Below are 16068 nucleotides of genomic sequence, written 5' to 3'. Positions count from 1 at the left end.
CTATGTCCCGCCCGGCGTCACGATCCGCCATTCACCCGTAGGCAGGCGCAGCGTGCAGCTTGTGGCGTCAAGGCGCGGCTGCGGGGCGTCCGCAGCGATCTGAGCCGCGCGCACCCGGTCCGGGTCGCATTGCGGCAGTGATACCGGACGATACCCCGCCTGCGCCATGCATTGCTCGGTGACGCGGGCGCGCAGGCCCTCATTGGCGTCATAGCTTTCGGTGCGTGCCGGGCTGATCAACCGGTGGCGGGTATAGCATTGGCCACGTGAGTTGCAGTAGCGGTAAGGCGCATATTGAGCGGGAATGTAGCGCGTGCGGATGTCGCGCGGCACCTGATTCAGGGCCGAGACAAGGCAGGTGGTCAGGTTGGCCTCGATCTGCGCGGGGGCGGCCCCGGGCTTGTGATAAAGCGCGGGCGGTGCGCAGGCACCAAGCAGCACGAGGCAGGCGAGAGAAAGGCGAGCGATCCGGGTCATAGTCGCATCATAGCCGGGCCACGCGCCGGGGACAAAGCAATTGACCGCATCTGACCCTTCTGTCATGCAGCGGCGTCAGACAGGATGAGGCAAGAGACATGAAGGTCATCATCTGCGGGGCCGGTCAGGTGGGCTGGCAGATCGCCCGGCATCTGTCGGGCGAACGCAACGATGTCACGGTCGTGGACAACAATCCCGATCTAGTGCGCCGGGCCACCGACACGCTCGATGTGCAGGGGCTCACCGGCTTTGCCTCTTATCCGGATGTGCTGGACCGCGCGGGCGCACGCGATGCCGACATGATCATTGCCGCCACCTATTCGGACGAGGTCAATATGGTGACCTGCCAGGTGGCGCATTCGGTCTTTGACATCCGGCGCAAGATCGCCCGCCTGCGCAGCCAGTCCTATCTCGACGCGATCTATTCCGATCTCTACCGCCGCGATCACATGCCCATCGACGTGGTGATCAGCCCCGAGCGCGAGGTCGCGCAGGCCGCGTTGCAGCGGCTTGCGGCGCCTGCTGCCTTTGATACCGTGACCTTCATGGACGACAGCGCCCAGCTCATGGGGATCCGGCTGGAAGAGGATTGCCCGGTGCTCAACACGCCGCTCCGGCAATTGAGTGACCTGTTCTCGACGCTGAGGGTCGTGGTCCTGGCGGTGCGCCGTGAGGGGCGGCTCTTTGCGCCCGAGTCGGGCGATCAGCTGTTCGAGGGCGACGAGTGTTATCTCTTCGCCCCGGTTGAGGACGTACCGCGCACGCTTGAGGTGTTCGGCAAGTCGCAAAAGAAGCAAGAGCGCGTGGTCATCATCGGCGGTGGCAACATCGGTCTTGCGGTCGCGCAGGCGCTGGAGCGGCGCCCCGGCGGGCGTATCCGCGCCAAGGTGATCGAAAAGAACCGCGCCTGTGCCGAACGCGCGGCGGATGCGCTGGAACGGACCATCGTGCTGAATGGCGACGGGCTGAACGCCGCGCTGCTTTCTGAGGCCGGGATCTCGCGGGCCGACGCGGTGCTGGCGGTGACTGATGACGACAAGACCAACATGCTCGCGGCGGTGCGCGCCAAGTCCGAGGGCTGCCCCTTCGCGATATCGCTGATCAACGATCCCACGATGGTGCCCTTGCTCGATCCATTGGGCATCGACGCCTATATCAACCCACGCGCCACCACCGTCAGTTCAATCCTGCGCCATATCCGACACGGGCGTGTGCGCGGTGTCTATTCCATCGGCGATGCCGAGGCCGAGGTGATCGAGGCCGAAGTGATGTCGACCTCGTCCATCGCCGGGGCGGCGTTGCGCGATATCGACTTTCCCGAAGGCGTGCTGATCGGTGGCGTTAAGAAGGGTGACAAGATCCACAAGCCGCGCGGCGGATTGCGGATCGAGGCCGGAGATGCGGTGGTGATCTTTGCGCTTGCGGCAGATGTGGCAGCGGTCGAAAAGCTGCTGCAGGTCTCGATCGACTATTTCTGATCCGATGACCGCGCGTCTCCTGCGATTTCCGCTTATCCTGATCCTCGCCGGTGTTGCCGGTCTGTTGATGTTCCTGCCGATGGTCGACGCGTTGATGCGTGGCGACACAAGCGTGGCGCTTGCGTTTGGCAACTCGGGGCTCCTGGGGCTGGCGTTGGTCGTGGTGATCGGGCTGGCGATGTCGGGACGCGATGCGGCCCGAGAGATGACCGACGCGCAAAACCTCGCCTCGCTGCTGCTGGCCTATCTGCTGCTGCCGCTCTACCTGGCGCTGCCGTTCTATGAAGGGGTCGAGACGACCACCTATCTCAATGCCTATTTCGAGATGGTGTCGAGTTTCACCACCACAGGCGCCACGCTCTTTGGTGTGCCGGGGCGGATCACGGACAGCCTGCACCTGTGGCGCGCCATTGTCGGCTGGTCGGGGGGATTGCTGATCTGGATTTCCGCTTCCGCGGTGCTCGCGCCGATGAGTCTTGGCGGGTTCGAGGTTACGGTGCGCGCCGAACCGGGGCAGGACGACGCCCTGCTGGGACGGTTCCAGCGGGCCAGCCCGGCGCGGCGGCTGGCACAGATCACGCTCACCCTCGGGCCGGTCTATATCGGGCTGACGGCGGCGCTCTGGATCATTCTCATGGCGGGCGGCGAGCGCGCCTTCGTGGCGGCCGTGCACGCGATGTCGACGATGTCGACCAGTGGTATTTCGTCGATCGGTGGCCTGCAGAACGGGGTCTCGGGATTTGCCGGGGAGTTCGCGATCTTCCTGTTCCTGATCTTCTCGCTGTCGCGGCTCACCTTCTCGTCGGACACGGTGCCGACGGTGCGGCAGGGGCTGCTCTACGACCCCGAGTTCCGGCTGGGCCTGATGATCGTGGCGGGGGTGCCGATGCTGCTGTTCCTGCGGCACTGGATCGGGGCCTACGAGGTGGCCGATCCTGCCGATTGGGCAGGTGTGCTGAGCGCGCTTTGGGGGGCGGTGTTCACGGTGCTGTCGTTCCTGTCGACCACCGGATTTGAGAGCGCCGACTGGCAGGCGGCCCGCGACTGGTCCGGGCTCAAGACGCCGGGGCTCATTCTGATGGGGCTGGCCCTGGTGGGCGGCGGCGTGGCCACCACGGCGGGCGGGGTAAAGCTGTTGCGGGTCTATGCCCTCTATCTGCATGGCCAACGCGAAGTTGAGCGGCTCATTCATCCCTCCTCGGTCGGGCGCGCCTCGGGGCCGGGACGGCGCATCCGGCGGCAAGGCGCCTATATCGCCTGGATCTTCTTCATGCTCTTCGCGCTGACGCTGACCGCGCTGACCGCCGTGCTTGCGCTCTTTGGTCAGACCTTCGAATCTGCGCTGATCCTCGCCCTGTCGGGGCTGTCGACCACCGGCCCGTTGATTCATGCCGCCAGCGAAGAGCCGATCCGCCTGGCACAACTGGGCGAGGGGGCGAAACTCGTTTATGCGACGGCAATGGTGCTGGGCCGGCTGGAGACGCTCGCGCTGATCGCGCTGCTCAACCCCACGGTCTGGCGGGATTGACCGGGCGCGCAATTTTGGGCTGGAAACTCACGCGCTGGCAGGACATACTCGCTCGCGTGTCAGGGTTGAAAGACGCGTCGATACGCGGCGTGCGCAAGAAAAAAAGGCAGGATATTGAATGGCTTCTGATCGGCAAAATTTGCAGGACGCGTTTCTCAATCAGGTGCGCAAGACCAAGATCCCGGTCACGGTATTCCTGATCAACGGGGTCAAGCTGCAAGGTGTGATCACCTGGTTCGACAATTTCTGCATTCTGCTGCGGCGCGACGGTCAATCGCAGCTGGTTTACAAGCATGCCGTGTCGACGATCATGCCATCGCAGCCCGTGAACCTCTATGACGGTGACGACGCCAATTGAAGGAACATGCGCGCCCGATCACCCGGGCCTGGGTCATCCACCCCGAGATTGTCGGCGCCGACCGGGCGCGCGACCCTGATCTTGCGCTCGAAGAGGCGGTCTCGCTCGCCCATGCACTGCCGGATCTCGAGGTCGCGGGCGCACAGGTCGTGCGGCTGCGCAAACCCGACGCCGGGCGGCTCTTTGGCAAGGGCAAGCGCGAGGAACTGAAAGAGGCGATCAGCGCCGCCGAGGCTGATCTGGTGCTGGTTGATGGGCCCCTGACACCGGTACAGCAACGCAACCTGGAAAAGGCCTGGGATATCAAGATCCTCGACCGGACCGGGCTGATCCTTGAGATTTTCAGCGACCGGGCCGCGACGCGCGAAGGTGTGCTGCAGGTCGAGATGGCGGCGCTTTCCTACCAGCGCACGCGCCTCGTGCGGGCCTGGACCCACCTCGAGCGGCAGCGCGGTGGTCTGGGATTTGTCGGCGGCCCCGGCGAGACGCAGATCGAGGCCGACCGCCGCGCCATCGACGAGCAACTGGTGCGCCTGCGGCGGCAGTTGGAAAAAGTCGTCAAGACCCGCACCCTGCACCGCGCCGCCCGGGCCAAGGTGCCGTTCCCGATTGTCGCCCTTGTCGGCTATACCAACGCCGGAAAGTCCACGCTTTTCAATCGCCTGACCGGCGCAGATGTAATGGCAAAGGACATGCTCTTCGCCACGCTTGACCCGACGATGCGCCGGGTCGTCCTGCCGGGTGGCGGACCCGAAGTGATCCTGTCGGACACGGTGGGGTTCATCAGCGACCTGCCGACCGAACTGGTGGCAGCGTTCCGCGCAACGCTGGAAGAAGTGCTGGAGGCGGACCTGATCTGCCACGTGCGCGACATTTCGCATCCCGAGAGCGCGGCACAGGCGCGCGACGTGGCGACGATCCTCGAAAGTCTTGGGGTCAAGGATACGGTGCCGCAGATCGAGATCTGGAACAAGATCGACCGGCTGGAGGATGAGGCGCGCGCCGCTGCCATGACGCAGGCAGCCCGGCAGGACGGGGTTCAGGCGCTGTCGGCTGTGACGGGGCAGGGCATCGACGATCTGGTCGCGGCGGTGTCACAGGCGCTCGCCGAGGTGCGGCATCTAAGCGACGTGCATCTGGGATTCGACGAGGGGCGCAAGCGGGCCTGGTTGTTTCAGAAGGAACTGGTCGAGGGTGAGCGTCAGACCGAGGACGGCTTTGATCTGACCGTCCGCTGGACGGCCCGGCAGCAGCAGCAGTTCGAGAATATGTGAGCGGTCGGGCGTTGGCCTGATGCTCCCGCTTGCGGAAGCCGGGTTTCGCCCGGTCGCTTCATTCCAACGTCAACATCGGACCAAAATGTGCCGCGCCGATCTCAGCCAAAGGTCGCCCCGAAACTGGACCGAAACACCTCGGACAGCTCCGCAAGCGGGGCGTCAGAGCGACCCATGCGCACCGTGTCGCCGGTAAATCGGCCCACCGAAGTAAGCGTCACGCCCGCCTGACCGGCAGCGATCATCAGCGCCTCGGCCTGATCAAAATTGCACGCGATCAGATAACGGCCCTGATCCTCGCCAAAGAGCGTGGCGGTGTCGTCGCTGTCCAAATGCACGCCCACACCCGCCGCTTCGGCCATCTCGAAGGCCGCGAGCCCGAGACCGCCGTCGCTGAGATCGGTGCAGGCCTTGATCAGCGCGTGATTGGCACGGATGAAATCGCCGTGGCGTTTCTCGGCGGCCAGGTCGACCGGGGGCGCGTCACCCTCGACGCGGTTGAACACCTCGGCCAGTAATGCCGATTGCCCCAGATGGCCATGGGTTTCGCCCAGGACAAGCGCCACATGCCCCTCGCGCGCCTCGCCGGTGATTGCCGTTTCGGGATCACGGATCAGGCCCACCGCCCCGATGGTCGGCGTCGGCAGTATCGCCGTGCCGTCGGTCTCGTTATAGAGCGAGACATTGCCCGACACGATTGGCATGTCGAGCGCGGCCACGGCCTCGCCGATGCCCTTGATGGCGCCGACGAACTGCCCCATGATCTCGGGTTTCTCGGGTTTGCCGAAGTTCAGGTTGTCGGTGGTGGCGAGCGGCACCGCGCCCAGGGCGCTGAGGTTGCGATAGGCCTCGGCCACCGCCTGTTTACCGCCCTCCACGGGGTTCGCCTTGACGTAGCGCGGGGTCACGTCCGAGGTGAAGGCCAGCAGCTTGTCGGTGCCATGCACACGGATCAGCCCCGCGCCCTGACCGGGCGTGCGGGCGCTGTCGGCCATGACCATGGTGTCGTATTGTTCGTACACCCATTGCCGCGAGCAATAATTGGGCGAGGCGATCAGCGCGCGCAGCCCGTCGATGGGATCGACGCCCGGCACCGAGGCGGGATTGAGCGGCTCGGGCAGGCTGGGTTCTACCCAAGGGCGGTCATATTCCGGCGCAGAGCCCGACAGCGTGGCCAGCGGCAGATCGGCCTTCACATCATTGCCATGCAGGATGAGAAACCGGTCCTCGGCGATGGTCTCGCCGACGATCGCAAAATCGAGATCCCATTTCTCGAATACGGCGCGTGCTTCGGCCTCTTTTTCCGGGCGTAGCACCATCAGCATGCGCTCCTGAGACTCCGACAGCATCATCTCATAGGCCGTCATGCCGGTCTCGCGCTGCGGCACGGCGTCGAGTTGCAGCTTGACGCCAAGCCCGCCCTTGTCGCCCATCTCGACGGCGGAACAGGTCAGGCCCGCCGCACCCATGTCCTGAATGGAAATCACCGCGCCGGTCTGCATCAGCTCCAGCGTGGCCTCCATCAGGCGCTTTTCGGTGAACGGGTCGCCGACCTGCACGGTCGGGCGCTTTTCCTCGATGGTCTCATCGAACTCGGCCGACGCCATGGTCGCGCCGCCCACACCGTCGCGGCCCGTCTTGGCCCCGAGGTAAACCACCGGCATGCCGACACCCGACGCAGCGGAATAGAATATCTTGTCGGCATCGGCCAGACCGGCGGCAAAGGCATTCACAAGGCAGTTGCCATTATAAGCCGGGTCAAACCGCACCTCGCCGCCCACGGTGGGCACGCCGAAACAGTTGCCATAGCCGCCGACCCCCTCGACCACGCCATGCACAAGCTGGCGCGTCTTGGGGTGCGACACCTCGCCGAAGCTGAGCGAATTCATCGCCGCAATCGGGCGTGCGCCCATCGTAAAGACATCGCGCAGGATGCCGCCCACGCCGGTCGCGGCCCCCTGATAGGGCTCGATATAGGAGGGGTGGTTGTGGCTCTCCATTTTGAAGACCACGGCCTGCCCATCGCCAATATCCACCACGCCCGCGTTCTCGCCCGGGCCGCAGATCACCTGTGGTCCGGTGGTGGGCAGGGTGCGCAGCCATTTCTTCGAGGATTTGTAGGAGCAGTGCTCGTTCCACATAGCCGAAAAGATACCAAGCTCGGTGAAGGTCGGCTCGCGTCCGATGATCTCGAGGATGCGGTCGTATTCGTCGGGCTTAAGGCCATGGGCCTCGATCAGTTCGGGCGTGAGTGCCGGTTCCTGCATTTGACTGGAATCCCCCAAGGTGGTCCGATTGCGCGTCTCTTTAGGCCATTGCGCAGGCCGGGGAAAGGGGCCGCTCGCGACGGACAGTCAGAATCCACAGCTTTGAAAAAAGAAAGGCCCGGCCATAGGGCCGGGCCACAGGCGGATCCGATTTGCCTGTCTTATTGCTTCATTGCGGCGACCTTGGCGGCCACTGCAGTGCGCAATTGCTCCATCGAGTAGGCATATTCCAGCCCATCGGTTTCCTCGGCGCTGAGCGTGCCAGCCTCGAATGCGACCTTATCCGCAGCGAGATCTGCATCGTCGCGTACATCGACATAGACCAGATGCTCGGCGTCGCGGTTGCCCGCGTGCGATGTGACCTCGCCGATAACGACGTCATCGACCGAGTTCAGCGTCGCGCCGTCGTCGGCTTGCGTGAGCACGTTCTCAATCAGCGTCTTGTCCGAATTGGTGAACCCCTTGTTCGCCAGGTCTACGCTGCTCGGCGCGGTGATGTCGCCATCATCACTTACCGTTGCTTCGGTCATGTTGGCGTCAGACGTTTCGCTGCCTTCCACTTGGGGGTCGTCAATACGCTTGGGGTTCTTGTCGGTTTCTGCATCGGCATAAGCGGCCATCGCCGTGACGCTGGTCAATGCGGTTGCAAGCGCGAGTTTGTGGAATGTCATTACAGTCCTCCGTTTCTGCTAGCGCAGGGCGCGCCCTGCGGTTGAGTTCAACGCGCTTCATGCGCGCTTGGTGACACAACGACAGGGGCCGGAATCTTGTTCCTGACAAATTTCGCGCAGGTGCAATTTTTCTCTGGTCACAGGTGAGGCATTGACGCCACGGGCCGCTTTCGCTCTGATGCGCGAAACAAGGGGGTATCATGGAAATTCTGGAAAATCCGTTTCGTGGCAAAGGCATGGATGAAGGGGTGCTGGCTGGCGCGCCGTGGCCAAGTGTCGATGCGGAGGCGGTACGAGATCTGTTGGGGCGTTGTCCGGCGGCGGCAGAGACACCTTTGCGGCAGGTTGACGGGTTCGGGGCCCAACTGTGGATCAAGGACGAGCGCGGGCGCATGGGGCTGGGCAGTTTCAAGGCGCTTGGCGCGGCGTATGTGATCGCGCACGACGCCGCCGAGACCGGGGCCGAGGATATGCGCGGCGCGCTCGAGGGTCGGACCTATGTGACCGCGAGCGCCGGTAATCACGGCCTCTCGGTTGCTGCGGGCGCGCATATCTTCGGTGCGCAGGCAGTCATCTACCTGTCGGAACTGGTGCCTGAATGGTTCGCCGACAAGCTGCGCGCCAAGGGCGCCGAGGTGATCCGCGACGGCGTCGATTACGAGGCGAGCATGGTTGCCGCCGGTCGCGCTGCAACCGACAATGACTGGACGCTTTTGTCCGACAGCTCATGGCCCGCCTACTTTGAGGTGCCGCATCGCCTGATGGAGGGTTATCTCGCAATGGCCGAGGAGGTCACGCGGCAGATGGCCGAGCCCCCCAGCCATATCCTGCTGCAAGCCGGGGTCGGCGGGCTGGCCGGGGCAGCGGCGGCGTGGTTCCGCCATGTCTGGGGCGACGGTCCGCAAATCATTGTGGTCGAGCCCGAGCGTGCCCCCGCCCTGCAAGAGAGCATCCGCGATGCGCGCCCGGTCGAGACGAGCGGTGAGGTGTCAAACATGGGGCGGCTCGATTGCAAGGTGCCGTCGCTGATTGCGCTCAAGGGGCTGGCGCGGGATGCCGATGCTTTCGCCACGATCTCGGATGCCGAGGCCGAGGCGGTGCTGGGTGATCTGGCGGCCAAGGGCCTCGCCTCGACGCCCTCAGGCGCGGCGGGTGTGGCGGCGCTGCGCGGGCTGGATCTGTCCGAGGATGCCCGCGTGCTGTGCATCCTGAGCGAAGAGGCCGAGGGGTGACGCGCGGCTTTGCGGTTGCGGAATATCACGCGCGGGTGCGCCGTGCGCAGACGGAAATGGCGCAGGCGGGGCTGGGGGCGCTGTTGCTCACGACCGAGCCTGAAATCCGCTATTTCACCGGGTTCCTGACCCGCTTTTGGGAAAGCCCGTCGCGCCCGTGGTTCTTGATCCTGCCTGTCTCGGGCGATCCGGTGGCGGTGATCCCCTCGATCGGGGCGGCGCTGATGGGCACCACCTGGATCAGCGATATCCGCACATGGGCGGCACCTGACCCCGACGATGACGGGGTCACGCTGCTGGCCGATACCCTGCGCGAGATCGGCGGCCCGGTGGGTGTGCCGGACGGGCCCGAGAGCCACCTGCGCATGCCGCTCGGCGATTTCGAGCGTGTGCGCCGGGCAAGCGCACTGGACTGGCGCGGCGATCACGGCATCGCGGCCGCATTGCGCGCGGTCAAGTCCGAGGCCGAGATCGCCAAGATCGCACAAGCCTGCGGTATCGCGGGCCGCGCCTTTGGCCGGGTGGGCGAGATTGCAGCCCCCGGTGTCCCGCTCTCCCGCGTGTTTCGGAATTTCCAGGGGTTGTTGCTGGAGGAGGGGGCCGATTGGGTGCCGTACCTCGCCGGTGGGGCCGGTCCGCAGGGTTATGCGGATGTGATTTCACCCGCCTCGGATGCGCCCCTGGCAGCGGGCGATGTGCTGATGCTCGACACCGGCGCGGTCTGGGACGGATATTTCTGCGACTACGACCGAAATTTCGCCGTCACGCGGTCAAGCCCGGCGCAGCGCGCCGCGCAGGCAAGGCTGATCGAGGCCACGCTCGCCGGGGAAGAGGCGGCACGCCCGGGTGCACGGGCCTGCGACGTGTGGCGCGCGATGGCCGATATCGTCGGCGGTGGCGAGGGGGCAGGGCGTTTGGGGCATGGCCTGGGCATGCAACTGACCGAAGGGCTGTCGCTGACCGCCAAAGATCAGACCGTGTTGCAGCCCGGCATGGTCATCACGCTGGAGCCGGGCGTGGACCTCGCCCCGGGGCGCATCATGGTGCATGAGGAAAATATCGTGATCACCGACGCGGCACCGCGCAGGCTCTCGCAGTTTGCCACCTCCGACCTGCCCGTAATCTGACGGCGTTGCGCAAATTCCGTGCAGCGAAAAAAAAGGCCGAGCACTAAGCTCGGCCAAAGTCCAACAGGGAGGTATGATGGTGAGCGCCTTGCGGCTATCACCGTCACAATCGGCAAATAAGGGGGCGCTTCGGCTCGTTCAAGGAAAATAATGCCGCATGTGCAGCATGGCCGATATGCGATTCCTGCATGGCTGGTTCAGACGTTGCCCAAACCCTTAGCCAAGCGCCTGTTCTTTCATCGTTTTCCGGTAGGCGATGATCTCTTCCTGCACGAAATCCCGGAAGGCGGAGATGCGCTTGGAGTGACGCAATTCCTCGGGATAAGCGAGGAACACCGGTACCTCGTTAGAGGACACTTCGGGCAGCACACGCACGAGTTCCGGGAAATCGCGGATCAGGTAATCGGGCAACACGCCCACTCCGAGGTCATGCAGCACACCCTGCAAAACACCGAAATAGTTATTGACTGTCAGCAGGGACGAGATGTCATTCGTCATCAACTCATTCACGAGCGTCGCCGCCGCACCAACCTGCGCCGAGCGCGGGTTCTGACAGATCAGGCGGTGTGCCTGAAGATCCTCGGGTGCCTCGGGGGTACCGTGCAGTGCCACGTAGGAATGCGTGGCATAGAGGCACATATGCACGCTCATCAGCCGCTTGCGGATCAGGTCGGCCTGGCTGGGTTCCTTCATCCGGATGGCCACATCTGCCTCGCGCATCGGCAGGTCGAGCACACGCTCCTCGAGCATCAGATCGATCTTGAGGTCGGGGTATTTCGCATAAAGCTTGGGCAGGCGCGGCGCTAACCACAGAGTGCCAAAGCCGGTCGTGGTGGTCACCCGCAATTCGCCGAACACCTCTTCTTCGCTGTCGCGGATGCGGGCGGTGGCGGCATCGAGACGCTTGAGCATGGCGCGGGTCGCATCGAACAGCAATTCGCCCTGTTCGGTGAGAATCAGCCCGCGCGCATGGCGGTGAAACAGGGTCGCATTCAGCGATTCCTCAAGCGCGCGCACCTGGCGAGAGACCGCCGACTGCGACAGATGAAGCTGATCGCCCGCATGGGTCAGGCTGCCGGCATCCGCCACCGCGTGAAAGATTCTGAGCTTGTCCCAGTCCATGACCCTAACTTTCCGAAAAACCGCAGCACCTCTGACGTAATAGCAGAAAATCCTCGCGGTGCGATAGCAAGCGCGCGATAATTTTATGAAATTCCCCTTGGTAGGTCATAAATTATGACCTAATATTGCCCTATACTGAGGCAAGGCCCTCAAACCAAGGGAGGCACGCACATGACGACGCAAAAGGTGACGCTGAACGATCGTTTCGATCTGGAAAAATCGCCGGTTCTTTTGAACGGCACGCAGGCGATGGTGCGGCTGATGCTGACACAGGCCGCGCGCGACCGGGCGGCGGGGCTGAATACCGCAGGCTATGTCACCGGCTATCGCGGCTCGCCCCTTGGTGCGGTGGATATGCAGATGCGCCGCGCGCAGAAGGTATTGACCGAGGCGCAGGTGCGGTTCGAGGAAGGGCTCAACGAGGATCTCGCGGCGACCGCCCTCTGGGGATCGCAACAGGCGGAATTGCGCGGTGAAGGCAAGTATGACGGCGTCTTTGGCCTCTGGTATGGCAAGGGGCCGGGGGTGGACCGTTCGGGCGACGTGATGCGCCATGCCAACATGGCGGGCACCTCCGCGCATGGCGGCGTGCTGATGGCCATGGGCGACGATCACACCGGCGAATCCTCGACCGTGCTGCATCAGAGCGAGTGGGCGCTGGTCGATGCCTACATGCCCGTGGTCAGCCCCGCAGGTGTGCAGGAAATCATCGACTACGGTATCTACGGCTATGCGCTCAGCCGCTTTGCGGGGGTCTGGGTCGGCCTCAAGACGATGAAGGACACGGTCGAGGCGACGGCGGTGGTCGATGGCAACCCGGATCGCGTGCAGCTTGTGACGCCCGATTTCCCGATGCCCGAGGGCGGGCTGAACATCCGCCTGATCGACACGCCGCATGCGCAGGAAACCCGCATGATCGACTACAAACGCTTTGCCGCCGAGGCGTTTTCGCGTGCAAACCGCATGGATAAGCGGATGTGGGGCAAGCCGGGGGCCAAGATCGGCTTTGTCGCGGCGGGCAAGAACTGGCTCGATCTGGTGCATGCGCTGGAATTGCTGGGGATTGATGCGGACGAGGCGGAGCGTCTCGGGATCACCACCTACAAGGTCGGGCAGGTCTTCCCGCTCGACATGCATGGATTTCACGACTGGGCCGAGGGACTCGACTTGATCGTCGTGGTCGAGGAAAAGCGCAAGCTGATCGAGGTGCAGATCAAGGAGGCAATATTTGACGACCGTCAGGGTCGCCGCGTCTATGGCTGGTACAAGGGCGGCGCGGGCGGCATGCATCGCGACGAGCTTTTCCCGACGCGCGGCGCACTCGATCCAATCTGGATCGCCGAGAAGCTGGGCGGCATCCTCATTGAGGAGGGGCGCGGCACCGACCGGATCAAGGCCGGGCTGGCGTCACTCTCGGAGGCGCGCGCCGGTGACAATGCCGAAGAAATCGCAACGCGTCTGCCGTATTTCTGCGCCGGTTGCCCGCATAATTCCTCGACCAAGCTGCCCGAAGGCAGCCGCGCCTATGCCGGGATCGGCTGTCACTACATGGTCCAATGGATGGATCGCGAGACCACCGGGTTCACACATATGGGCGGCGAGGGGGCGAACTGGATCGGTGAGGCGCCGTTTTCCAAGCGCGGTCACGTTTTTCAAAACCTCGGCGACGGCACCTATAACCATTCCGGCGTGCAGGCCATTCGCGCCGCGCTTGCTGCGGGCACGACGATCACCTTCAAGATCCTCTATAACGATGCCGTGGCGATGACCGGGGGCCAGGCCAATGAGGGCGGGCTGGATGCGCCGCGCATTGCCGCCGAGTTGCGCGCCATGGGGGTCAAGCACCTGTCGGTGGTCTATGACGCGAAGGAAGAGATCGACCTTAAGTCCTTTCCGCATGACATTGAATTCGCAGAACGTTCCGATCTGATGGCGGTGCAGGATCGGCTGGCAACAGTCGAGGGTGTCAGCGTCATCCTCTATATCCAGACCTGCGCCGCCGAGAAGCGCCGCCGCCGCAAGCGCGGCAAGTTTCCCGACCCGGATCGCCGCGTCTTCATCAATACCGATGTCTGCGAGGGCTGTGGCGATTGCGGGGTGCAGTCCAATTGCGTCGCCATCGTGCCGGTCGAGACCGAGTTTGGCCGCAAGCGTGCCATCGACCAGTCAAGCTGCAACAAGGATTTCTCATGCCTCAAGGGGTTTTGTCCGTCCTTCGTCACGCTCGAAGGGGCCACGCCGCGCAAGGAGAGCACGACCGACTTGCAGCTGCCCGACATGCCAGACCCCACGCTGCCCGGAATCGACGGCACGCATAACGTGGTGATCACCGGAGTGGGCGGCACCGGCGTCGTCACCATCGGCGCGGTCATGGCGCAGGCGGCGCAGATCGACGGCAAGGGTGCGGGCATGATGGAAATGGCCGGTCTCGCGCAAAAGGGCGGCGCCGTGCACATCCACTGCCGCATTGCCGAGAATCCCGGCGATATCAACGCGATCCGGGTCGCAACGGGAGAGGCGCACACGCTGATCGGCGGCGATCTGGTGGTCAGTGCCGGGGCCAAGACGCTTGGCCTGACACGTCAGGGCCGCACCGGGGCGGTGGTGAACAGCCACGAGATCGTCACCGGCGATTTCACCCGCGATCCCGAGTTTCACCTGCCCGCAGACCGACTGCAACTGGCGCTTGAGGCGCGTCTGCGCGAGGGCGTGCAGATGTTCGACGCCTCGGATCTGGCCAAAACCGTGATGGGCGATTCGATCTATTCCAACATGATGATCTTTGGCGCGGCGTGGCAGCGCGGGTTGATCCCGATCAGCCATGACGCCATCACGCAAGCCATTACCCTCAACGGTGCGGCCGTCGAGGCCAATCTGCGCGCCTTTGAGGTGGGCCGTTGGGCGGCGCTCTATCCCGCCGAGGTGGAGAAGGTCCTGACCCCCACAGTGATCACCAAGCCGAAAGCGCTCGACGAAAAGATCGCCTATCGCGCCGATCACCTGCGCGCCTATCAGGGCAAGCGGTTGGTCAAACGCTATCGCAAGATGCTCGACGAAATCGAGGATACGGGCGTGAAAGAGGCGGTGGCCAAGGGTTATCACAAGCTGCTGGCCTACAAGGATGAATACGAGGTTGCCCGGCTGCATCTGGAAACGGCGGAAAAGGCGCGCGCTGAATTCGGCGGGGATTTCAAGATGAAATTCCACCTCGCCCCGCCGGTCCTGTCGAAGACGGGCCATGACGGTCGCCCCAAGAAGCGCGAATTCGGTCCTGGAATCCTGCGCGGCTTCGGTGTCTTGGCAAAGCTTAAGTTTCTGCGCGGCACCCTGCTCGATCCCTTTGGACGCACCGAGGAGCGCAAGATGGAACGCGAGCTGATCAAGCAATACGAGGCCGATATGGCCGAGGTGCTGCCGAAACTCGACACACGCACCCGTGACGCGATCATCGCACTGGCTGAACTGCCGCTCTCGATCCGAGGCTTTGGGCCTGTCAAGCAGGCGAATGAGCAAAAGGCCGCGAAACGGCGCGAGGAACTGTTGGCGGTGATCCGCGCAGGTGGGGCGGAAATGGCACAGGCGGCGGAGTAGGCGTCACGAAACTGTCACGTGATCTGGTCAAAAGCGTCGCATATTCTTAACAGGCCGCAAGCCAGCCGAGGACCATCCATGCGCCCTGATCGCCAGATCGCCCGTGACATTTCCTATGCCTATTCCGCCCAGACCAAGGGCGGGCGGGCAATGATCCGCACGATGGAGAACCTTACCGGGCGCATCGCACTTATCAAGCGCGCGGCGGGATATGAGACCGAGGTGTCACGGGGTCGCGATTTCTGGGAAGTGATCGTGGAACGCTACGGGCTGACGCTCGACGTTGTAGGCGGCAGCCTGATGAACATCCCCCGCGAGGGGCCTTTGGTGCTGATCGCCAATCACCCCTACGGCATCCTCGACGGGCTGATGATGGGACATATCCTCAGCCAGACCCGCGGCGATTTCCGTATTCTGGCGCATCAGGTGTTCCGCAAGGCCGAAGATCTCAACAAGGTGATCCTGCCGATCAGTTTTGACGGTACCAAGGAGGCCCTCGCGCTCAATCTCGCCACGCGCAAGGCGTCGCTCGACTATCTGGGGCAGGGCGGGGCGATCGGCGTCTTTCCCGGCGGCACGGTCAGCACGGCCGCCAAGCCGTTTTCGCGCCCGATGGATCCGGGCTGGCGCGGGTTTACCGCCAAGATGATCGCAAAGAGCGAGGCCACCGTCGTGCCGGTCTATTTCGACGGTCACACCAGCCGCCTGTTTCAGCTGGCCAGCCACCTGCATTACACCCTGCGCATGGGCCTGTTGATCAAGGAATTCCGCAAGCGGGTGGACACGCCCGTCAAGGTCGTGGTGGGTGATCCGATCCCGCGCAGCACGCTCGCGCAATATGCGGGCGACACAAAATCGCTGATGGCATTCCTGCGCGCAAAGACCTATGAATTATCGCCAAGCCCGGTTGTCGCCTCGGAAATCGGGTTCGAATACGAGTAAC

The 16068-nt window shown here is 63.8% G+C and carries 12 protein-coding genes; 8 read left to right on the top strand and 4 right to left on the bottom strand.

The window, feature by feature from the left end:
* Nucleotides 1–477 (bottom strand): hypothetical protein, encoded by a 477-nt coding sequence (locus RID11_RS07745; RefSeq protein WP_350137250.1) that lies wholly within the window; start codon nucleotides 475–477, stop codon nucleotides 1–3.
* 98 nt (nucleotides 478–575) lie between these two features.
* On the opposite strand from RID11_RS07745, the gene trkA reads away from it, so the two are divergent.
* The 4 genes from trkA to hflX all read left to right on the top strand — a co-directional run bounded on the left by trkA (nucleotide 576) and on the right by hflX (nucleotide 5115).
* On the top strand, nucleotides 576–1955 hold the full coding sequence (gene trkA / locus RID11_RS07740; protein ID WP_350137247.1) for a Trk system potassium transporter TrkA: 1380 nt from the start codon (nucleotides 576–578) through the stop codon (nucleotides 1953–1955).
* A gap of 4 nt (nucleotides 1956–1959) precedes the next feature.
* The gene (locus RID11_RS07735) at nucleotides 1960–3483 is read left to right on the top strand and encodes a TrkH family potassium uptake protein (RefSeq protein ID WP_350137245.1); all 1524 of its coding nucleotides are present in this window, start codon (nucleotides 1960–1962) and stop codon (nucleotides 3481–3483) included.
* Nucleotides 3484–3601: 118 nt separating this feature from the next.
* Complete coding sequence (gene hfq / locus RID11_RS07730; protein ID WP_008283145.1) at nucleotides 3602–3841, top strand: RNA chaperone Hfq; 240 nt, start codon at nucleotides 3602–3604, stop codon at nucleotides 3839–3841.
* Nucleotides 3838–5115 (top strand): GTPase HflX, encoded by a 1278-nt coding sequence (hflX, locus tag RID11_RS07725; RefSeq protein ID WP_350137241.1) that lies wholly within the window; start codon nucleotides 3838–3840, stop codon nucleotides 5113–5115. Before hfq ends, hflX begins: the two co-directional genes overlap by 4 nt.
* A 101-nt stretch (nucleotides 5116–5216) precedes the next feature.
* On the opposite strand, the gene purL is transcribed toward hflX, so the two are convergent.
* The gene (gene purL / locus RID11_RS07720; RefSeq protein WP_350137239.1) at nucleotides 5217–7382 is read right to left on the bottom strand and encodes a phosphoribosylformylglycinamidine synthase subunit PurL; all 2166 of its coding nucleotides are present in this window, start codon (nucleotides 7380–7382) and stop codon (nucleotides 5217–5219) included.
* A gap of 161 nt (nucleotides 7383–7543) precedes the next feature.
* A complete protein-coding gene (locus RID11_RS07715; protein ID WP_350137237.1) occupies nucleotides 7544–8053 on the bottom strand; it encodes a phosphoribosylglycinamide synthetase in 510 nt (169 codons plus the stop codon).
* 200 nt (nucleotides 8054–8253) lie between these two features.
* Here RID11_RS07715 and RID11_RS07710 point away from each other — a divergent pair, with 200 nt between their 5' ends.
* Nucleotides 8254–9285, top strand: a complete 1032-nt coding sequence (locus RID11_RS07710) for a pyridoxal-phosphate dependent enzyme (protein WP_350137234.1) — start codon at nucleotides 8254–8256, stop codon at nucleotides 9283–9285.
* On the top strand, nucleotides 9282–10412 hold the full coding sequence (locus tag RID11_RS07705) for a M24 family metallopeptidase (RefSeq protein ID WP_350137232.1): 1131 nt from the start codon (nucleotides 9282–9284) through the stop codon (nucleotides 10410–10412). The genes RID11_RS07710 and RID11_RS07705 overlap by 4 nt, the downstream gene beginning before the upstream one ends.
* 216 nt (nucleotides 10413–10628) lie before the next feature.
* Here RID11_RS07705 and RID11_RS07700 read toward each other — a convergent pair whose 3' ends face one another.
* On the bottom strand, nucleotides 10629–11534 hold the full coding sequence (locus RID11_RS07700; protein WP_350137229.1) for a LysR family transcriptional regulator: 906 nt from the start codon (nucleotides 11532–11534) through the stop codon (nucleotides 10629–10631).
* A gap of 171 nt (nucleotides 11535–11705) precedes the next feature.
* Here RID11_RS07700 and RID11_RS07695 point away from each other — a divergent pair, with 171 nt between their 5' ends.
* Together RID11_RS07695 and RID11_RS07690 are read left to right on the top strand one after the other, a co-directional pair.
* On the top strand, nucleotides 11706–15125 hold the full coding sequence (locus tag RID11_RS07695; protein ID WP_350137226.1) for an indolepyruvate ferredoxin oxidoreductase family protein: 3420 nt from the start codon (nucleotides 11706–11708) through the stop codon (nucleotides 15123–15125).
* A gap of 78 nt (nucleotides 15126–15203) precedes the next feature.
* Complete coding sequence (locus RID11_RS07690) at nucleotides 15204–16067, top strand: lysophospholipid acyltransferase family protein (protein WP_350137224.1); 864 nt, start codon at nucleotides 15204–15206, stop codon at nucleotides 16065–16067.
* Nucleotide 16068: the final 1 nt, after the last annotated feature.

The organism is Roseovarius sp. (assembly GCF_040219995.1).
Lineage (GTDB): Bacteria > Pseudomonadota > Alphaproteobacteria > Rhodobacterales > Rhodobacteraceae > Roseovarius.
Note: the sequence above shows the minus strand (reverse complement) of the source record. Positions and strands in the feature narration are given on the sequence as shown.